This window comes from Cellulosimicrobium sp. NPDC030954 (assembly GCF_055571305.1).
Map to the genome: position 1 here is coordinate 91,779 of NZ_JBVIFN010000009.1, position 19,547 is coordinate 111,325.

Below are 19,547 nucleotides of genomic sequence, written 5' to 3' on the forward strand. Positions count from 1 at the left end.
CGATGACCTCCGACACCCCCCACGAGGCGCCCGCCCGGCCGGCGGACCCGCTGTCCGCGCGCCCGGCGTACCGGCCCACGGACCACCCTGGCGGCGGTCCCGGGTTCCGCACGGTCCTCGTCGCGAACCGCGGCGAGATCGCGTGCCGCGTCATCGGGACGCTCCGGCGCCTCGGCGTGCGGTCGGTCGCCGTCTTCTCCGACGCCGACGTCGACGCGCGCCACGTGCGCGAGGCCGACGTCGCGGTCCGGCTCGGCCGCGCACCCGCCGCCCAGAGCTACCTGGACGTCGACGCCGTGGTCGCGGCGGCGGTCGGGACCGGCGCCGAGGCGGTCCACCCCGGCTACGGGTTCCTGTCCGAGAACCCGGCGCTCGCCCGCGCGTGCGAGCGCGCCGGCATCGCGTTCGTCGGGCCGGGGGTCGACGCGCTGGAGGCGATGGCGGACAAGCTCGCCGCCAAGCGCATCGTCGCCCACCGGGGCGTGCCGGTCGTGCCCGGTGCGGGCGAGCCCGGGATGCCCGACGACGACCTGCTGGCCGCCGCGCGCGGCGTCGGGTTCCCGCTGCTCGTCAAGCCGTCCGCCGGAGGTGGCGGAAAGGGCATGGTCGTCGTGCGGACCGCCGAGGACCTGCCGGGCGCGCTCGCGTCCGCGCGTCGCGTCGCCGCGTCGTCGTTCGGCGACGACACGCTGCTGCTCGAACGGCTCGTCGAGGCACCGCGCCACATCGAGGTGCAGGTGCTCGCCGACACCCACGGGACCGTGATCCACCTCGGCGAGCGCGAGTGCTCGCTCCAGCGCCGCCACCAGAAGGTCGTCGAGGAAGCGCCGTCGCCGCTCCTCACTCCCACGCAGCGTGCCCGGATGGGTGAGGCCGCGTGCGAGGTCGCGCGGTCCGTCGGGTACGTCGGCGCCGGGACGGTCGAGTTCCTCGTCCCGGCCGCGGACCCCGACGCGTTCTTCTTCATCGAGATGAACACGCGCCTGCAGGTCGAGCACCCCGTCACCGAGATGGTCACCGGCCTCGACCTCGTCGAGCTCCAGCTCCGCGTCGCGGCCGGCGCGCCGCTCGGGGTCGCCCAGGACGACGTCGTGCTGCGCGGCCACGCCGTCGAGGCGCGCCTCTACGCCGAGTCGCCCGAGCGCGGGTTCCTCCCCGCGACCGGCTCGGTCCTGGTCTACGACGACGACGGCGTCCCCGCCGGGCCCGGCGCCTCGCCGCTGCGCCTCGACTCCGGGATCTCCGCCGGTGCGGTCGTCGGGGGTCACTACGACCCGATGCTCGCGAAGGCCGTCGCATGGGGCGAGTCCCGCGACGAGGCCGTCGACCGGCTCGACGGGCTGCTCGCGCGGACGGTCGTGCTGGGGGTCGAGACGAACACGGCGTTCCTGCGGTCTCTGCTGGCGGACGGTGACGTACGGGCGGGACGGCTCGACACCGGGCTGATCGACCGGCTCGTGTCTTCCGGTTCGTCGTCGGGGTCTGTGGTCGGGTCCGGCGAGGGGTCGGGGGGTGCGCACATCCCCCGTCCCCTCGCCTCGGAGGTTGGCTCGCCCGTCGAGCACGACGGAGCGCACGCCCCCCGGGCCCTCACCCCGGAGGTCGGCTCGTCGTCCGACGGCGTCGCGTGGGTCGATCTCGTGGCCGCGGCGCTGTTCGCGACAACCACGCGCCGTGCCGAATCCGGAGTTGACGACAGGTTCCCTGACGATGTGCGCGACAACCCCGGGTTCGGCGGGGCGGCGGGGACGGGCGACGACGATCCGTGGCGGGTCAGGGACGGGTGGCGGCTCAACGCGGCCGCCGCTCCGCGGTTGGTCGTGCTGGTCGATGGCGCCGGGGGTGGGCACGAGGTGCGGGTCTCCGGGTCGGCGGGGGACGCCGTCGTGCAGTGTCCGCCGACGCGCGACATCGCCGACGGGTGGGGGCCCGGCGCCGTGCGACCGCGTGAGGTGCGGGCGTCGATCGAGCGCGACGCTGGGGGCGACGGCGCGTGGTGGCTCACCGTGGACGGGGTGCGGGAGCGGGTGCGGCTCGCGCTCGACGTGCCGTCCGCCGGCGGCGAGCCCGTGACGGTCTGGCTGTGGCGCGACGGGCGGACCGTCGCCCTGGCCGCCCCGAGCCGGGAGCAGCGCGCCGCGCGGGCGCGGGACGAGCGCCGTCGGGCCCGGGGCGACGCGCCCGGCGCGACGGACCCCGAGGTCCGCGCCGCGATGCCGGGCACGGTCGTGACGGCTGCCACCGACGGCGAGCCGGTCGCCGCCGGGGCCGTCCTCGTCACGGTCGAGGCCATGAAGATGGAGCACCCGCTGCTCGCCCCGCACGGCGGCGTCGCCGACGTGCGCGTGCGCCCCGGCGACCTCGTGCGCCGGGACCAGGTGGTCGCCGTCGTCCACCCCGCACCCGACCCCGAACCCGCACCACCGAGATAGCGACCAGCCGCCGAGATAGCGGTCGCCGGTCGCTACCTCGACCGGACGTCGCTATCTCGGCACCACTCCGACACCCAGGGAGCATCATGATCGACACCCTGCTCGACGACGAGCAGACCAAGCTCAGCCAGGTGGTGCGCGACTTCGCGGACAGCGTCGTCGCGCCCGCCGCCTACCGGTACGACACCGAGCGCCGCCTGCCGATGGAGATCATCGCGCAGATGGGGGAGCTGGGGCTGTTCGGGCTCCCGTTCCCGCGCGAGATCGGTGGCCAGGGCAAGGACTACGTGTCGTTGTGCCTCGCCGTGGAGGCGCTCGCGCGCGTCGACCAGTCCATCGCGGTGACGCTCGAGGCCGGCGTCGGGCTGGGGATCGTGCCGATCTTCCGGCACGGGTCGCGCGAGCAGCAGGAGCGCTGGCTGCCCGACCTCCTCACCGGACGGGCGCTCGCGGCGTTCGGGCTCACGGAGGCCGACGCCGGCTCCGACGCGGGCGGTACCCGCACGACCGCACGGCTCGACGGCGACGAGTGGGTGATCGACGGCTCCAAGCAGTTCATCACCAACTCGGGGGCGCCGATCACGAGCCTCGTGACCATCACGGCGGTGACGGGCGAGCACGTCAGCCAGGACGGCGAGGTGCGCAAGGAGCTGTCGAGCATCATCGTGCCGGCGGGGACGCCCGGGCTGGAGGTAGGGCCGTCGTACGACAAGGTCGGGTGGCACACGTCGGACACGCACCCCCTCACGCTCACCGACGTCCGGGTCCCGGAGGGCAACCTCCTCGGTGAGCGCGGCCGGGGGTACGCGAACTTCCTGCGCGCGCTCGACGAGGGGCGCATCGCGTTCGCCGCGCTGGCGACCGGCGCCGCGCAGGGCTGCCTCGAGGAGGCGCTGCGGTACGCGAAGGAGCGGGTCGTGTTCGGGCGGTCGATCGGGGAGAACCAGCACGTCGCGTTCACGCTCGCGCGCATGCAGGCTCGTGTCCACACGGCCCGGCTCGCGTGGCTCGACGCCGCCCACAAGCTCGTCGCGGGCAAGCCGTTCAAGGCGGAGGCGTCGGTCGCGAAGCTCGTGGGCGGCGAGGCGGCGATGGCGAACGCGCGCGACGCGTCGCAGATCTTCGGCGGCTACGGCTTCCTCAACGAGAACCCGGTCGCGCGCCACTACCGCGACGCGAAGGTCCTGGAGGTCGGCGAGGGCACCACCGAGGTGCAGCTGATGGTCATCGCGAGGAGCCTGGGACTGGACGGCTAGGCCACGACCGACGCCGAGCACGACATGAAGGACGTTATCCGCCTCTTTCCGTCCTTCATGTCGTGCTCGGCGGTGGGTGAGGTCGTTCTCGGCGGACGTCGCCGAGGCCGAGGTGAGGAGGGAGCAGTGATGCGCGAGGTGGTCCAGCGGGGTCTGTACTACGACGAGCTCGAGACGGGCGTGGTGTACCGCCACCGGCCCGGCCGCACGCTCACGGAGGCGGACGACGTCGTCTTCTCCACGCTCACGATGAACCACCAGGCGTTGCACCTCGACGCCGCGTGGGCCGCGACGCAGCCGTTCGGGCAGCGGCTCGTCAACTCGATGATGACGCTGTCCACGCTCGTGGGGCTGTCGGTCGGGCAGGTCACGCAGGGCACGATCGTCGCGAACCTCGGGTTCCGCGAGGTCGAGTTCCCGAAGCCGCTGTTCCACGGCGACACGCTCTACGCGGAGACGGAGGTCGTCGAGAAGCGGCTGTCGGCGTCGCGCCCGGGCCAGGGCGTCGTCACGCTGGAGCACCGCGGTCTCAACCAGGACGGCGTCCTCGTCGCGCGCGCCGTCCGCACCGCGCTCTTCTGGACCCGCGCCGCCCACGAGGCGGCATCCGCAGCGGTGCCCGACGGCGTCCGGTCGCCCGGGGCGTCCGCCGCACCCGGGGCCGGGCACCCCGGTGCTGCCGAACCCGGGATCGCTCCCCAGCCCGGCGCCCGCGTGGGGAGGGATCCAGGGCTCGGCGGCGAGAGCGGGTCTCACGAGCCCGTTCTCGAGCGCGGCGACGAGGAGAGCGCGTGGTGAGCGACGGGTTCCGGCTCGGGCCGGCGCTGCTGTTCTGCCCCGGCGACCGGCCGGACCGGTTCGGCAAGGCCGCCGACCGCGCCGACGCCGTCATCCTCGACCTGGAGGACGCCGTCGCCGCAGCCTCGAAGGACGCCGCCCGTCGCGCGGTCGTCGAGGCGTCCGCGACGCTGGACCCGGCGCGGACGGTCGTGCGGGTCAACGCGGTGGGGACGCCCGAGCACGCGCTCGACGTCGCGGCGCTCGCGGACACGCGGCTGCGCACGGTCATGGTCGCCAAGGCCGGGCCGGAGCTGCTGGGGTCGCTCGGCGCGCTCGCGAGCACCCTCCCGGGCGTCCGGGTCCTCGCGCTGTGCGAGACGGCGGCGGGCGTCCTCGCGGCGCCGGAGCTCGCCCGGCGGCCCGAGGTCGTCGCGCTCATGTGGGGTGCGGAGGACCTCGTCGCGTCGCTCGGCGGGACGTCGAGCCGGCGCCCGGACGGGTCGTACCGCGGCGTCGCGCGGCACGCGCGGTCCGCGGTGCTCCTCGCCGCCGGTGCCGCGGGCAAGGCCGCGGTCGACGCCGTGCACGTCGACGTCGGCGACCTCGACGGGCTGCGGGCCGAGGCCGAGGACGCCGCCGCGTCGGGGTTCGCCGCGACCGCGTGCATCCACCCGAGCCACGTCCCCGTGATCCGCGCGGCCTACGCCCCGACGCCCGACGAGGTGGCCGCGGCGCGGGCGCTGCTCGACGCGGCGGCCGCCAACCCCGGCGGACCGGACGCGGTCTTCACGTTCGACGGCCGCATGGTCGACGGCCCCGTGCTGCGCCACGCGGAGGCGGTGCTGCGCCGGGCGGGTGCCTGACCGGTCGTCCGATGGGGACCGGTCCCCATGCCGGGGCGGTGCGGTGCGTCGGCGGCCGCGCATACCCTCTCCCCGTGACCGACGCGAACGCCCCGGACCCGCAGAACCAGCACTGGACCGAGGGCTTCCCGCACCTCGCCGACCGGGCCGCGACCCTGCTCGGCGTCGACGTCGCGACGGTCGCGCGCCACAACAAGGTGGTCCCGGGCGGCTTCCACGTGTGGACCCCGGGCCGCGGCGGCGCGCAGGCGATCGTCGGGTTCGACGGGTCGGCCTACGTGCGGGAGTCGTGCTTCACGCAGGCCCAGCTGGTGGAGGCGTTCCACGCCGGTCACCGCAACGACGCGAACGCCGCGACCCTCCCGGTGAACCACGCGGCGTCGGCGGTGGCCTCGATGGTCGGCATCCTGCGCGGCGAGCCGGCGCAGCCCGCGACCCCCACCGGCCCGAGCGAGGCCGAGCTCGCCGAGCTCGTCGGCGGCGCGTTCGAGCAGACGACGCCGGACGAGATCGCCGCGCGGCTGCGTGCCCGCGGCAAGGGCGCGTTCGTCGTCGTGGGCGTGGACCGCGCGCACGGGCCGGGCCACTGGTACGTCGCGTACTTCGACGGCGAGCACGTGCTCGCGCTCGACCCGATCGCCAACGGCCGCACCGCCTGGCCGCCGCCCGCGGCGGACGCGGTGCGCTGGTGGGCGGACGGGACACCGACGACGGCGCCCGCGCGGGTCGTGCTCGACGTCCGGTCGGCCACGGGTCGCCGCGTGTGGACGCAGACGACGCCGTTCCTCGCCCCGACGGCGCAGTCGTTCCTGGACTGGGTCGCGACCCTGCCCGCGGAGAAGGTCGTGAAGGGCTACCAGGTCTGGCACGGCTTCTGGTGGGTCGTGCTCTCGGAGTCGGGCGACGACCTGCGCGTCGCCGTCACGGACCTCACGAAGGACGGGATCTCGACGCTCACGTGGGACGTCGACCCGATGCTCGACACCTACCGGCAGCAGCGCGAGATGGTCGCCTTCTGCAAGGTCGGCTCGAAGAGCACGCGCTTCACGGAGACCGTGCTCGTCTACAACGACGTGTACGACGCTCCGGAGATGTTCGTCGAGCGAACCCGGCCGGTGGGCGACGGCGCGTCGGGGTGGGTCGTGAAGTCGATCGCGGCGCAGCCGCGCGGCGGGCTCCTCCCCGTGCCCGCGCACGAGCTGTACCGCCGGGCGCCGCACCTCGTGCGCTACCTCTCGCTCCCCGAGGGCTTCCGGGCGGTGTGGGCGAAGGACCGGACGAACCAGATCTGGAACCCGGACGGCGAGCTCGTCTGGGACGCCGACGCGCGGGACGCGGCGAAGGCGGCGGAGGCGGGTGACGCGTCGGCGAGCGCGACCGCGGAGGGGGCTCCGACGTCGGGCACGCCGCGCCCGCGCGGCAGCGTCGCCTACGAGGCGGCGCGCGACGTGCTCGACGACCGCGCCGTGAGCCGGGAGCGGGCCCTGGCCGCGGCGCACGGGCTGCGCGACGCGTTCGTCCGCAACGAGCACGTGATCGGCCTGCTGCCGGGCGACGCGGAGCAGGTGCTCGTCGACACGTACCGCAGGGCCGACGCGGGCGGGGCGGACGCGGTGTCGCGCGAGGCGGCGACGTCGTGGGTGCGCGAGGCGTACTTCCGCCGGCTGCCGCTCGCCGCGGAGGCCGCCGAGCGGGTCGACCGGCTCGCGGAGGACGACCCCGACGGCGGGGCGCACGTGCTGCGCGGGTGGATGCGCTACAACGGCTACGGGTTCGCGCAGGACGCCGGGGCGGCCGTCGCGGACCACGAGGAGGCGGCGCGGCGGGGGAACGCCGACGCGCTGTTCGAGCTGTCCGTCCTCACCGCGACCGGCCAGGGCACGCCGGTGGACGAGGTGCGCTCGCGTGCGTTCCTCGAGCAGGCCGCCGACGCGGGCCACCCCCGCGCGCTCTACAACCTCGCGGCGGAGCACGCGACGGGCCGGGGTCGCCCGCGCGACTCCGCGCGCGCCCTGGAGCTCTACCTCGCGGCGGGCGACCGGGGCAACGGTCGTGCGGCGTTCACCGCGGGCGTCATGATGCTCACCGGGGACGGTTCGCTGCCCGACCCGGCCCGTGCCGGCCGGGCGTTCGCGCTCGCCGAGGATCTCGGGTTCGACGTGCGCGACGCCGCAGCGCAGTTCCCTCCGCGGCTCGCCGAGCAGGTGCTCGGGGCGCTCGCGGAGGCCTGACCGGACAAAAGACCCGTCTGGGCCGTTCCGCTTGCGGGCCCGGGCAACGTATGGTCACTCGCGTGAACGTCTACGTCGTCCTGTCCCGCAGCCGTACGGTCCTGTCCCGGACCATCGCGCTGGCGACGCGCGACGAGTTCACGCACTCCTCCCTCGCGCTCGACCCGGGGCTCGACCTCATGTTCAGCTTCGGGCGCCGTCGGGCCGGGAACCCGTTCGTCGGGTGCTTCCGGCGCGAGCGGTTCGACGACGGTCTGTACCGCGGCATGGACGTCGTGCCCGGGGTCGTGCTCGAGGTCCCCGTGACGCCCGAGCAGCACGAGGCGATCCGCGTGCGGATCACCGAGTTCCTGCTGGACTCGCACGCGTTCTCCTACAACGTGCGCGGTCTCGTCGGAGCCCGCTTCGGCCGCGGTCACGAGGCCGAAGACCGGTTCTTCTGCTCCGAGTTCGTCTACCACGTGCTGCACGGCGCCGGGGTGTGCGACCTCGGCGTCGAGCGGTGGCAGGTGCGTCCGCAGACGCTGCTCGACCTGCCGGGCCGCGTCGTCTACCGGGGCGACCTCAAGGACTACGTCGCGGCCCACGGGACGCTCGCGACGCTCCCGTCCCTGACGTTCAGCCACGCACGCGAGCGCGTGCTCGGCTGAGCACTGACGCTCCGGGGCCCTCAAGCGCTGTCGGCCCCGGCCGCGAGGTGGGCGTTGACCCGCTCCAGGAGCCGGAAGAGCTCCGTGCGGTCGTCGGGGGAGAGCGGCGCCATGACCTGGTCGTTGACCTCCTCGAGGATCGCGTCGAGCTCGTCGAGGCGTCGCTCGCCCGCGGGGGTGATCGACACGACGTTGCGGCGCTTGTCGGTGGCGTCCGGTGCGCGGCGGACCCAGCCCCCGTCGGTGAGCTCGTTGAGCACGGAGACCAGGTCGCTGCGGTAGACCCGCGTGCGGTCCGACAGGGTCGACTGGCTGGCGGGGCCGAGCTCCGCGAGCGCGGCGAGCACGACGAAGTGGTCCTTGTGCGCACCGACGGCCCGCAGGGCGTCGCCGGCGACGCGTCGGGTCTGCGCCGCGGTCATGCCCACGAGGCGGGAGAGCTGTCCGCGGAGCCGCGCCGGTGTCTCGTCGCCACGGTCGAAGCGGAGGTCGTCCTCGGTGTCCACGTCTCGATCGTACCCCTTGTGTTAGTCGAACTAACGATCTAGATTTCGTGAGACGAGCAAACGTTAGTTGCTCTCACGATCCAAGGAGGAGACATGACCACGACCGAGCGCATGACCACGACCGAGTCCCTCGTCCGGGAGCTGGCCGACCGTGCCGAGCTGGCCGACCTCGTCGCCCGCCACAGCCTGTGGATCGACGAGCGCCGGTACGACGAGACCGACCGGCTCTTCACCGACGACGTCGTCGTCAGCTCGCTGCGCGGCGAGGCGCGGGGCTTCGACGCGCTCGTCGCGCTCGTCCGACGCGGCCACGACGGCTACGTCCGCACCCTGCACCACAAGGGGAACCTCGTCGTCGAGATCGACGGCGACTCCGCGACGGTGCGCGCGCACGACCTCGCCGTGTTCGTCCTCGACGACGCGACCGAGTCGATCGCCGCCTCGGTCCACCGCTACGGCGCGCGACGCACCGAGGACGGTTGGCGCCTCGATCGCCTCGAGGTCACACCCGTCGCGCTGACGGGTGCGCTCGAGCGGGTGCTCTAGGCAGCCGGGGCGCCCGGAGCGCGACGCGAGCGCGCAGCACGGGCCCCGGGGTCGAGGGCGTCGGCCGGTCAGCCGACGCGCAGCGCCGCCACGATGTCCTCGACCCGCTGCTTCGCGTCGCCGAAGAGCATCCCCGTGTTCTCGCGGAAGAACAGCGGGTTCTGCACCCCGGCGTAGCCGGCCGCCATCGAGCGCTTGAAGACGACGACCTGACCGGCCTCCCACACGTGCAGCACCGGCATGCCCGCGATGGGGGAGCCGGGGTCGTCGAGCGCGGCGGGGTTCACGGTGTCGTTGGCGCCGATAACGAGCACGACGTCCGTGTCCGCCAGGTCGTCGTTGATCTCGTCCATCTCCAGCACGATGTCGTACGGGACGCGCGCCTCGGCGAGCAGGACGTTCATGTGCCCGGGCAGGCGACCCGCGACCGGGTGCACCCCGAACCGGACCTCGGCACCGCCGTCGCGCAGGAGCTCGACGAGCTCCGCGACGGGGTACTGGGCCTTGGCGACAGCCATGCCGTAGCCCGGCGTGATGACGACGCTGCGGGCGTCGCGCAGGAGGGCCGCGACCTCGTCGGCGCTCACCTCGCGGTGCTCGCCCTGCGGGCCGTCGCCGCCCCCGGCGGGCGCGGCGCCCTCCTCGGCCCCGAACCCGCCGAGGATGACGGACACGAACGACCGGTTCATGGCCTGGCACATGATGTAGCTGAGGATCGCACCGGAGGACCCGACGAGCGCTCCGGTGACGATGAGCAGGTCGTTGCCGAGCATGAAGCCCGCCGCGGCGGCGGCCCAGCCGGAGTACGAGTTGAGCATCGACACGACGACGGGCATGTCGCCGCCGCCGATCGACGCGACGAGGTGCCAACCGAGCGCGAGCGACACGACCGTGAGCAGGAGCAGGGGCCAGATCGACGGCGCGACGACGAACCACACCACGAGCCCGAGGCTCACGACGAGCGCCGCGAGGTTGAGCAGGTTGCGGCCCGGGAGCTGGAGCGGGGCCGATCGCGTGCGCCCGGACAGCTTGAGGAACGCGACGACGGATCCGGTGAACGTCACCGCGCCCACGAGCACGCCGAGGGAGACCTCGACGAGGTGGGCGACGTCGTCGGCCCCGGCGGCGTGGGCCGTGAGAAAGGAGTTGAAGCCCACGAGCACGGCCGCGGCCCCGACGAAGCTGTGCAGGATCGCGATGAGCTCCGGCATCTGCGTCATCTCGACGCGGCGCGCGCGCCACGTCCCGACCGCCGCGCCCACGAGGAGCACGAGCGCGATGAGCAGCGCGGTGACGAGCACGGGCCGGGCGCTCGTGCCGAGCGCGAGCACGATCGTCGCGGCCAGCGCGAGGACCATGCCGACCATGCCGAGCACGTTGCCGCGGCGTGCGGACTCCTGCTTCGACAGCCCCGCGAGGCTGAGGACGAACAGGACGGCGGCGAGGACGTAGACCGCCTGGGCGACGGACGTCGCGGTCATCGGGCCACCCCCTGCGCGCGCGCCGGGACGTCCTTGCGGAACATCCGGAGCATCCGGTTCGCCACGAGGAAGCCACCGAAGATGTTGATGCTCGCGACGGTCGCGGCGAGCAGCGCGAGCGTCGTCACGACCCAGTCGTCGGACCCGATCTGCAGGAGCGCGCCGACGAGGATGATGCCGGAGATCGCGTTGGTCTGGGCCATGAGCGGCGTGTGCAGCGAGTGCGTGACGTTCGAGATCACGTAGTACCCGACGATCACCGCGAGCGTGAACACCGTGACGTGCCCGACGAGCGACGGCGGCGCGAACGACAGCGCGAGTGTCACGAGCACCGCGGCGAGCGCGGCGCCCACGGTCCGGCGACGGCGGCGCAGGCTCGCGGCCGACGCCGCCTCCGCGGCGGCCCGCTCGCGCGCGGCGGCCTCCAGCGCGGGGTCGGGTGGTGGCGCGGTCGACCCCGGGGCCGGGGTCGCGCTCACCGCGACGGGCGGCGGCGGCCACAGCACCTCGCCGTCGCGCGCGACGGTCATGCCGCGCTGCACGGGGTCGTCGAGGTCGAGCGCGAGCGTGCCGTCCTTGCCCGGCGTGAGCAGCTCCAGCAGGTGCACGACGTTCGTCCCGAGGAGCTGCGACGTGTGCTGGGGCAGACGCCCGGCGAGGTCGGTCCAGCCGACGACCACGACACCGTTCTCCGTCACGACGCGCTCGCCCGGCACCGTGAGCGCGCAGTTCCCGCCGCCCGAGGCCGCGAGGTCGACGACGACGCTCCCGGGTCGCATCCCGGCGACCGCCTCGGCCGTGAGGGTCCGCGGGGCACGGCCGCGCACGAGCGCCGTCGTGATGACGACGTCGGCCTCGGCGGCCTCGCGCGCGTACACCGCGAGGGCCGCCGCCTCCTGCTCGGGCGTGAGCGGCTTCGCGTAGCCGTCGGCCGACATGCCCTGCTGCGCGGCAGGCTCGCGCACGGCGGTGCCGCCCATGGACTCGATCTGCTCGGCCGCCTCGGAGCGCACGTCGAACGCGCGCACCTGCGCGCCCAGGCTCGCCGCCGCGCCGACCGCGGCGAGGCCCGCGACCCCGCCGCCGATGACGAAGACCTTCGCGGGCGGCGTCTTGCCCGCGGCCGTGACCTGCCCGGCGAACATGCCGCCGTACTCGCCCGCCGCCTCGACGACCGCGCGGTACCCCGCGACGTTGGACAGCGTGCTGAGCACGTCGAGGGCCTGCGCGCGCGAGATGCGGGGCACGGCGTCGAGCGCGAGCGCGGTGACGCCGCGGGTGGCGAGGCGCTGCACGAGGTCGGGGCCGTTCGCGGGGCCGAGCATCGCGACGAGCGTCGCGCCCGGGCGCAGGAGGGCGACCTGCGCGTCGGTGGGCGCGTTCACCGCCGTGACGACGTCGGCGCCCCACGCGGTCGCGGCGTCCACCACGCCCGCCCCGGCCGACTCGTACGCGGCGTCGGAGAACGTGGCCCCCGCACCGGCGTCGTGCTCGACGACCACCTCGTACCCGAGCGCCCGCAGGCGCTTGACCGTGCGCGGAGTCGCGGCGACGAGCCGCTCCCCGTCCCTCACCTCGCGGGGGACACCGATCCTCACGTGCGGGCTCCTCACCTCGTCGAGCGTCGTGGGCGCCCGCGCGACCGGAGACGACGGCGGGTGCGCGGTGAGCCTATCGGGGGCCGCCGTCGTCGTCCCGGGTCCAACGTCCCCGGGCGGGCGCGCCTCGACCCGGCCGGCGCGCGTCGCGACCGTGGAGGGGACCGGCGGGGAGTTCTCACCATCGCGCGAGGTGGCGTCCCGGGCGCCGGGTCCGCGAGGATCGGGGCGCCATCCGCACCGACCTCAGGGGGAACCATGCGCCGCACCACCGTCCGTACCGCCGTCCTCGCGCCCGCCGTCGCGCTGTGCGCCGTCGCGCTCGCCGCGTGCTCGGTCAACGCGAACCTCACCGTGCCGGCCTCGAAGATCGCGCAGGACGCCGAGGGCGCGCTGGCCGAGATCGGCGAGGCGGACGTCGACTGCGGCGAGGAGAACGTCGACCTCGTGGACGGCGAGGTCGTCGAGTGCGAGCTCACCGACCCGGCGTCCGGGAACGTCTACGACACGACCGTCACGCTGTCCGACGTCGACGGGACGAAGTACCACGTCGACGTCAAGGTCGCCGACGCCCCGCAGGGCTGACGACGGCGGACCGACGGTCGGCTACAGGTCGCCCTTCCTCTGCAGGTACCGCATCGCGGCCCAGCCGATCGGGATGCGGGCCCAGTAGGTCGCGACGCGGAAGAGCACCGTCGCGGACGTCGCGAGCGCGGCGGGGACGCCCGCGGTGGTCAGGCCGAAGATGAGGGCGGCCTCGATCGCCCCGAGGCCGCCCGGTGTCGGGACGGCCGCACCCGCGGCGTTCCCGACGAGGTAGATGACCGCGACCTCGACGAGCGAGAGCTCCTGCCCGAACGCGGCGAGCGCGGCGTCGAACGCGAGCACGTAGCCGAGCGTCATGACGACGTTCCCCGCGATGCCCAGCGCGAGCCGCCCGGGCTGACCCAGCATCTCGGACAGCCGGGGCCACACCTGCTGGATCGTCGGGCGGATCTTGGCGAGCACCCAGGCCCGCACGGCCGGGACGAGGAGCGTCGCGAGGACGGCGAGCGCGACGCCGCCGATCGCGAGGAGCACGGTCGTCGAGGGGAGCTGGACGAGCCCGCCGTCGCCGGTCGCCACGGACAGCACGACGAGGAGCAGGATCGTCACGACGAACTGCGACACCTGGACGAGCGCGACCGTCGCGACGGCCACCGGGGTCGAGATCCCGCGCCGGGTCAGGAGCCGGAGGTTGAGCGCCGCCGGGCCGATGCCGGCGGGCGCGGCGAGCGCGACGAACGATCCCGCCGCCTGGGTGAGCGTGACGCGCCAGAGCGGCAGCCGCTTCGACGCGAACGCGACGAGCGTGAGCGCGGCGCCGAACCACGTGACGATCCCGAGCAGGAACGAGACGGCCGCCCACCACGGGTTCGCCGAGGAGACGGCCTCGGTGATCTGGTCGAAGTTGATCGTCGTGACGACGACCGTCACCGCGACGATCGTCAGGGTCAGCGTGAGGATCGTCCGCGCGCCGAACCGGGTGATGCGCTGCGGCTCGATGCTCGCCTCGGGCAGCCGCTCCACCAGGGCGGCGCGCAGCTCCTTGAGCAGCTCCTTGTTCTGCCGGATCTCCTCGCGCGTGCTCGGCGGCAGCGCGACGGGCTGGAGCAGCGGGCCGATCGCGGCGATGTCGTCGTCGGGCAGGACGCTCACCGCGGACTCGACGGCCCGGCGCGCCCCGACGCGCAGCGCGAGGAGCGCGACCATCTGCGCCAGGTCCATGCGGCGCGCGAGCTCGGACGACGCGATGTCGCCCTGCTCCCACCCGGTGAGCCAGACCTGCGGGGCGCCGGTCGCGGGCTCGCGCGAGACGAGCATGACGTCGGAGGTCAGCGCGCGGTGCGCGATGCCCGCCGCGTGCGCGAGCCGGAGCTGGCGCCACGCCTCGTTGAGCACCGAGCCCGTGAGGTCCTCCACGGGGAGGTCGCGCAGCGAGACGGCGCCGGTCGCGTGCTCCTGGACCAGGACCATGGAGTCGGCGGACTCGGCGACGCCGAGCAGCCGCGGGGTGCGGACGCCCGCAGCGCGCGCGGCGTACGACAGCAGCGCGGTGCGCTCGGCCGCCGCGCGCAGCGAGATCGCGGCTCGTCCCTCGCTGCCGCGCAGCCGCAGCGACCGCCAGAACCGGGCGAGGAAGCCGACGACCTGCCGGTCGCCGTCGAGCACGACGAGGTCGCGCCGCACGCCGTCCTCCGCGAGCATCGCGTAGACGCGGTTGTCGCCCGCACGGGTCAGCGCGATGGCGGCCGAGTCGGACGGCGCGTCCTGGGCCTCCGCCGCGGCGGAGCGCCCGTCCGCCGCGTCGGCCCCGTCGGACGCCGGGGTCTCGTCGGGCGTGGCCGACCCGAGGTGCTGCGCGGCGAGCGCGGCGTCCGCGGTGAGGACCGTCCCGGCGTCGTCCGCGGCCCCCGGTGCGCGCAGGACGCCGACGTGCACCTCCGCGGTGATGCGTCCCTCGGCGTCCACCTCGGTGATGGGGTCGTCCGCGGCCTCGGCGAGCTCCTCGTCGTCGGTGACGTCGCGGACGCGCACGAGGGCCGTGGGGGAGAACCCGGCGCGCCGGACGCCGGCCACGAGCTCGGGCCCGTACGCGCGCTCGCTGCGCACGCCCGAGACGTACCGCACGGCGAGCCCGGCGATGCGCCCGAGGAGCAGCGTGATGATGATGCCCGGGAGCGACACCTGGCCGGTGATGAGCACGACGCCGATCGCGATGAACAGCAGGTTCCACGACCACTTGACGGTGCGTCGCCGGGTACGGGTGCCCGCGGCCGTGAGCAGCCCGCCGATCGCGGCGACGTAGCCCGGGATCGTCAGGCGCCACTCGCCCCGCGAGTACACGGAGAGCCCGCGGACGAGGTCGTCCGAGCCCCACGCACGCAGCGCCAGCACGGCCAGCACGCCCAGGAGCAGGCCGAGCGCGGCCGCGACGATCGACTCGACGACCTGGCGCCCCAGCCGGCGGACGCCGAGCTCGGTGAGGACCGCGATCGGCACGAACAGCGTGATGAGACCCTCGAGCACCGCGACCGGGATGAACAGGATGTTGTACAGGAGGTCCGAGAAGCTGCGGACGTCCTCCGCGACGCCGGCCGTGGTGCCGTGCGCGTACACCGACATGAGCAGGACGACGACGACGCCCACCGTGCACAGCACGAGATTGACGAGGTCGATCGGGTGCCGGACGCGCTGCTCGGCCGTGTCGACGACGCGAACCGTCCCCGCGTCGTCGTGCGCCCGACGCGCGAGCAGGGCCTCGAGCGCGCCCGTCTGGGGGCGGGGCTCCGCCTGCTCGGGCCGGGCCAGCGAGCCGACCTCGACGACCGCGCCGACGTGGGGAGCGGCGCGCTCTCTCGGCTCGGGGGCGGGGGAGGCCATGCGAGCGAGTCTAGGTCGGGGCCCTCGGGGAGGCGCGGTATTTGGCCGATTCCTCCGGGTGATTCGCCCCGTTCGCCCGCATGCTGGACGGCTCGCGGCCCCCGCTCGGCGGGCGGGTGTGAGCAAGGCCTCCCTAGCATGGGCGGAAGACCGGACCCGGGAGGTCGGCATGGCACGTGGCACGACGACGGAGCGCGGCACCGCGGACGGGTCCGACCGTCCGGACCGCCCCGCGACGCCCGACGCGAACGGGCAGGAGCGCAACCCCTTCCGCAAGGTGTGGTGGCTGCCCGTGGTCCGGGGGACCCTCCTCGTCGTCCTCGGCCTCCTCCTCATGATCGAGCCGCTGGAGCAGCTCGGGACGCTGCGCGTGGTGCTCGGCGCGTTCCTCGTGGCGGACGGCGTGCTCGTCGCCGTGCAGGGGTTCGTGCACCGCCGGCAGGTCGGGTCGGCGTGGTGGCTCGCGCAGGCGGGCGTCAACGTCGTGTTCGGCGTCGTCGTGGCGCTCTGGCCCGACCTCACCGCGACCGCGCTCTACTACGTGCTCGCGGTGTGGGTGCTCGTGCTGGGCATCACGACGATCGCCGGGGCCGCCGCGCTCGTCCGCAACCGCGACCTGGGGTGGGCCTGGATGCTCGCGGTCGGGATCGTCTCGGTGCTGTTCGGGGTCCTGCTCGTCACGAGGCCGCTCGACTCCTTCGACGTGCTGCGGCTCGTCGCCGTCGTGTTCGCCCTCTACGCGTTCGTGACCGGGGCGATCCACGTGGTGTCGGGCTTCGCCGTCCGCGCCGTCGCGCGCGAGCTCGCGGACCTGCGTGCACAGGCCGTCGCGGCGGGCGTCGTCGTGACGGGCGGGTCCGTGCTCGGCGCGCCCGCCGCCCACCCGGGCGTCGAGCCGCCGTCGGCCACGGGCGGGGCGACGCCGCGCGACCCGAGCGCGGCCCCGTCGCCGTCGCCCTCGCCGGCCCCGTCGCCCTCGCCGGCCCCGTCGCCCTCGCCGGGGCCGGAGTCGGCGCCCGGGCCGTCGCGGGAGTCGGAGCCGGGCGAGCCCGGGGGAGCGGGACGGCTGCCCTAGCATGTGACCGCTGTCCGTCGAGAACGAGGAGCACCGGTGGTCACTGCGTACGACATCCTGTTCGGCCTGACCCCGCAGGACGCGGTGGACGGGTCACCGGTCGGGACGACGGCTCTGCTGCAGCCGCCCGTCGCGCCCTGGGGCGAGGCCGCCTGGGGGTGGATCGGCGACGCGGGGCCGGGGATCGAGCCGCGGACGTGGCCGCGGAGCCCGAGCACCGGGCTGCCGATGCGGCACGCCGTCACGCTGCGGCTGGCGGCCGAGTACCAGCGTCGGGGCCCCGGGTTCCCGGGCGTGGCGTACTTCCTCGGCGGGGGGCAGTTCGCCACCGAGCACGACGCGAGCGACCCGGAGGACCCGTTCGTCGTGGACCTGCGCGCGGCCCGGCAGCACCCGCAGGCGCTCGTGCTCAGCGACATCATCGGCCAGAGCTTCGCCCTGGTCTGGCTGACCGAGCAGGAGCTCGCCGCCGGTCCCACCGCCGCACCGCCCGACACCCGCCGTCCCGGGGAGCACGTCGCGACGGACGAGGGGCAGAACGCGTGGGACCCGCCGCTCGGCACGCGTCGCGGCGAGGACGTGACGGTCACCCGGTGGGCCTACCTCGTCCCGAGGGTCGACGACCCGAACGCGGGTCTCGCCCCGGGCCGGGAGGAGGACGGCTGGGTCTCGCCCTGGGACGAGGACTGGACCGGGCTGCCGGAGGAGGAGCGCCCCTGGGTGGACGACCACCTCGGCGGGACGTCCGAGGCGATGGTCGACTCGCTGGAGGGCGACTTCACGCCGCACTACCTGGAGCTGTCCACGCCGACCTGGGGCGTCGACTACGGCAACCGCGAGACCCACCTGGTCGACCTGGAGACCGGCGCGTTCGGGATCGCCTGACCGCGGCGTCCCAGGAGTCGCGAAGCGGCGCCGCAGCCGTCACGCGAGGCCCAGGGACTGCTTCCACTCCAGGGGGAGGAGCGCGTACCCGACGAACGCGACGACGTCGAGCAGCGTGTGGGCGATCACGAGCGGCATGACGCGGTGCCTGCCCCAGCGCGACGTGTAGAACCACGAGAAGACGACGCCCATGACGACGTTCCCGACGAACGGGCCGAACCCCTGGTACAGGTGGTACGACCCGCGCAGGAGCGAGCTCCACACGACGAACTTCACGCGGCCCCAGCCGAGGTCGCGCGTGCGCTCGAACAGGTAGCCGACGGCGATGACCTCCTCGAGCAGGCCGTTCTGCAGCGCCGAGAGGATCAGCACGGGCACGGTCCACCACGCGGCGTTGAGCGCCGACGCCTGCACCTCGACCGTGATGCCGAGGAGGCGGCCGAGCGCGTAGAAGCCCAGCCCAGGGATGCCGATGGCCGCGGCCAGCGCGAACCCCCACCCGACGTCGCGCAGCGGCCGGGCGCCGTCGAGCCCGATCGCCCGGACGGCCGAGCGGCCGCGCGCGCTGAGCAGGTACAGCGCGAGCGCGACGGGCAGCACCGCGAAGAAGATTCCGACGAGCTGGTAGGTGAGGTCGAGGTAGGGGCGCGCGGACTGGCTGACGTTGAGGCTCGCCGACTGGTCGCGCAGCGGGGTCCCGGCGGTGAGGCGCGCGACGATGTTGATGATCGCGTAGACCGCCGACTTGCCGAGGCTCAGCCCGAGGACGATCCAGATCTCCGCGCCGATGCGTCGTCGCGTCGCGCGGTCCGGGCGGTCGTGCGCGTCGGCGGTGACGGCGTCGGCCGCGCGGGGTGCCGCCGTCGGGCCGGGCGCGGGCGGCGGCTCGGGCGCGGTCGCGGGGGTGGACGCGGTCAGGTCGGGCACCGTCCGGTTATAGCACCGGTCCCCGGGCGCGGGCTCGACGCCGCCTGAGCGTGCGCTGTCCGCCGAGCACGAGCCTGCTCCGCGTCGACCACGAGGTTCTTGTCGTTCTCGGCCCCAGAACGACAGCAACCTCGTGCTCGGCGGGTCCGGGTTGATCGCTCGGCGGGTCAGGGGTTGCGCGGGCGGCCCGGGCCGCGGGGCGGGCGGACGTCGCGGGGGAGGCGGCCGGCGTCGTCGAGCGCGCGGCGCAGCAGCATCTCGATCTGCGCGTTGACGCTGCGCAGGTCGTCGCCGGCCCAGCGCGCGAGCGCGTCGTGCACGGCGGGGTCCAGGCGCAGGAGCACCGACTTGCGCTGCGGCCGCTGCGCGGGGCCCTCGCCCGTGCCCGACGCCGGCTGCTCGGCCTGCGGGGGCGCGTCGCCCTCCGGCGTGGCCGGCTCCCCGCCTGCGGGGACGCCGCGGCCCGACGACGGCTGGTCGCCGTCGTCGGGCGCGTCGCGCTTCTCGGGCGGCGTGGGCCCGACGGGCGTCACTGGTACAGGGACCCCGTGTTGACGACGGGCGTCACGCGGCTGTCGCCGCACAGCACGACGAGGAGGTTGGAGACCATGGTCGCGCGGCGCTCGTCGTCGAGCGTCACGACGTCCTCGGCCTCGAGGCGCGACAGGGCGTCCTCGACCATGGACACCGCGCCCTCGACGATGCGCGACCGCGCCGCGATGATCGCGCCGGCCTGCTGGCGCTGGAGCATCGCCTGGGCGATCTCCGGGGCGTAGGCGAGGTTGGAGATGCGGGCCTCGATGACCTCGACGCCCGCCACGACGACGCGCGCCGCGACCTCGGCGGCGGTCCATCGAGCGACCCCCGCCCCCGCCCCCGCCCCCTGTCGAGCAC

At 74.8% G+C, this 19,547-nt stretch carries 15 protein-coding genes and 2 pseudogenes; 10 read left to right on the plus strand and 7 right to left on the minus strand.

Features of this window, described 5'->3' with window-relative positions:
• The first annotated feature begins 2 nt into the window (after positions 1-2).
• The 6 genes and pseudogenes from ACZ402_RS16470 to ACZ402_RS16495 all read left to right on the plus strand — a co-directional run bounded on the left by ACZ402_RS16470 (position 3) and on the right by ACZ402_RS16495 (position 8,212).
• Complete coding sequence (locus ACZ402_RS16470) at positions 3-2,432, plus strand: acetyl/propionyl/methylcrotonyl-CoA carboxylase subunit alpha (protein ID WP_375824037.1); 2,430 nt, start codon at positions 3-5, stop codon at positions 2,430-2,432.
• Between the two features lie 86 nt (positions 2,433-2,518).
• Positions 2,519-3,688 carry an acyl-CoA dehydrogenase family protein gene (locus ACZ402_RS16475; RefSeq protein ID WP_375824036.1) on the plus strand — a complete coding sequence of 390 codons (1,170 nt, stop codon included), beginning with the start codon at positions 2,519-2,521 and terminating at the stop codon, positions 3,686-3,688.
• A gap of 129 nt (positions 3,689-3,817) precedes the next feature.
• Positions 3,818-4,291: pseudogene (locus ACZ402_RS16480) on the plus strand (MaoC family dehydratase); the annotation flags it as partial.
• A gap of 191 nt (positions 4,292-4,482) precedes the next feature.
• Positions 4,483-5,331 (plus strand): HpcH/HpaI aldolase/citrate lyase family protein, encoded by an 849-nt coding sequence (locus tag ACZ402_RS16485; RefSeq protein ID WP_375824034.1) that lies wholly within the window; start codon positions 4,483-4,485, stop codon positions 5,329-5,331.
• A 74-nt stretch (positions 5,332-5,405) separates the two neighbouring features.
• Positions 5,406-7,562 carry a tetratricopeptide repeat protein gene (locus ACZ402_RS16490; RefSeq protein WP_375824033.1) on the plus strand — a complete coding sequence of 719 codons (2,157 nt, stop codon included), beginning with the start codon at positions 5,406-5,408 and terminating at the stop codon, positions 7,560-7,562.
• Between the two features lie 62 nt (positions 7,563-7,624).
• Positions 7,625-8,212: a hypothetical protein gene (locus ACZ402_RS16495; RefSeq protein WP_375824032.1), complete on the plus strand. Its 588-nt coding sequence runs from the start codon at positions 7,625-7,627 to the stop codon at positions 8,210-8,212.
• A gap of 20 nt (positions 8,213-8,232) precedes the next feature.
• Here the strand turns inward: ACZ402_RS16495 and ACZ402_RS16500 are convergent, their stop codons facing one another.
• Entirely contained in the window at positions 8,233-8,718 is a 486-nt protein-coding gene (locus tag ACZ402_RS16500) for a MarR family winged helix-turn-helix transcriptional regulator (RefSeq protein ID WP_375824031.1), read from the minus strand.
• A 93-nt stretch (positions 8,719-8,811) separates the two neighbouring features.
• Between ACZ402_RS16500 and ACZ402_RS16505 the strand changes: the two genes are divergently transcribed.
• On the plus strand, positions 8,812-9,264 hold the full coding sequence (locus ACZ402_RS16505; RefSeq protein WP_375824030.1) for a nuclear transport factor 2 family protein: 453 nt from the start codon (positions 8,812-8,814) through the stop codon (positions 9,262-9,264).
• A 68-nt stretch (positions 9,265-9,332) separates the two neighbouring features.
• Here the strand turns inward: ACZ402_RS16505 and pntB are convergent, their stop codons facing one another.
• Together pntB and ACZ402_RS16515 are read right to left on the minus strand one after the other, a co-directional pair.
• On the minus strand, positions 9,333-10,745 hold the full coding sequence (pntB, locus tag ACZ402_RS16510; protein WP_375824029.1) for a Re/Si-specific NAD(P)(+) transhydrogenase subunit beta: 1,413 nt from the start codon (positions 10,743-10,745) through the stop codon (positions 9,333-9,335).
• Complete coding sequence (locus tag ACZ402_RS16515) at positions 10,742-12,343, minus strand: Re/Si-specific NAD(P)(+) transhydrogenase subunit alpha (RefSeq protein ID WP_375824027.1); 1,602 nt, start codon at positions 12,341-12,343, stop codon at positions 10,742-10,744. The genes pntB and ACZ402_RS16515 overlap by 4 nt, the downstream gene beginning before the upstream one ends.
• Positions 12,344-12,601: 258 nt before the next feature.
• Here ACZ402_RS16515 and ACZ402_RS16520 point away from each other — a divergent pair, with 258 nt between their 5' ends.
• Positions 12,602-12,928 carry a hypothetical protein gene (locus tag ACZ402_RS16520; protein WP_375824024.1) on the plus strand — a complete coding sequence of 109 codons (327 nt, stop codon included), beginning with the start codon at positions 12,602-12,604 and terminating at the stop codon, positions 12,926-12,928.
• A 21-nt stretch (positions 12,929-12,949) separates the two neighbouring features.
• On the opposite strand, the gene ACZ402_RS16525 is transcribed toward ACZ402_RS16520, so the two are convergent.
• On the minus strand, positions 12,950-15,766 hold the full coding sequence (locus ACZ402_RS16525) for a flippase-like domain-containing protein (RefSeq protein ID WP_375824023.1): 2,817 nt from the start codon (positions 15,764-15,766) through the stop codon (positions 12,950-12,952).
• 169 nt (positions 15,767-15,935) lie between these two features.
• On the opposite strand from ACZ402_RS16525, the gene ACZ402_RS16530 reads away from it, so the two are divergent.
• Together ACZ402_RS16530 and ACZ402_RS16535 are read left to right on the plus strand one after the other, a co-directional pair.
• A complete protein-coding gene (locus ACZ402_RS16530; RefSeq protein WP_375824021.1) occupies positions 15,936-16,841 on the plus strand; it encodes an HdeD family acid-resistance protein in 906 nt (301 codons plus the stop codon).
• Between the two features lie 36 nt (positions 16,842-16,877).
• Positions 16,878-17,726 (plus strand): hypothetical protein, encoded by an 849-nt coding sequence (locus tag ACZ402_RS16535; RefSeq protein WP_375824020.1) that lies wholly within the window; start codon positions 16,878-16,880, stop codon positions 17,724-17,726.
• Between the two features lie 39 nt (positions 17,727-17,765).
• On the opposite strand, the gene ACZ402_RS16540 is transcribed toward ACZ402_RS16535, so the two are convergent.
• The 3 genes and pseudogenes from ACZ402_RS16540 to ACZ402_RS16550 form a co-directional block, all read right to left on the minus strand.
• A complete protein-coding gene (locus tag ACZ402_RS16540) occupies positions 17,766-18,653 on the minus strand; it encodes a CPBP family intramembrane glutamic endopeptidase (RefSeq protein WP_375824019.1) in 888 nt (295 codons plus the stop codon).
• A 167-nt stretch (positions 18,654-18,820) separates the two neighbouring features.
• Positions 18,821-19,186 (minus strand): type II toxin-antitoxin system antitoxin, encoded by a 366-nt coding sequence (locus ACZ402_RS16545; protein WP_375824018.1) that lies wholly within the window; start codon positions 19,184-19,186, stop codon positions 18,821-18,823.
• Positions 19,183-19,500, minus strand: a pseudogene (locus ACZ402_RS16550) (SPFH domain-containing protein); the annotation flags it as partial. The pseudogene ACZ402_RS16550 and the gene ACZ402_RS16545, both read right to left, overlap by 4 nt.
• Between the last annotated feature and the right edge of the window lie 47 nt (positions 19,501-19,547).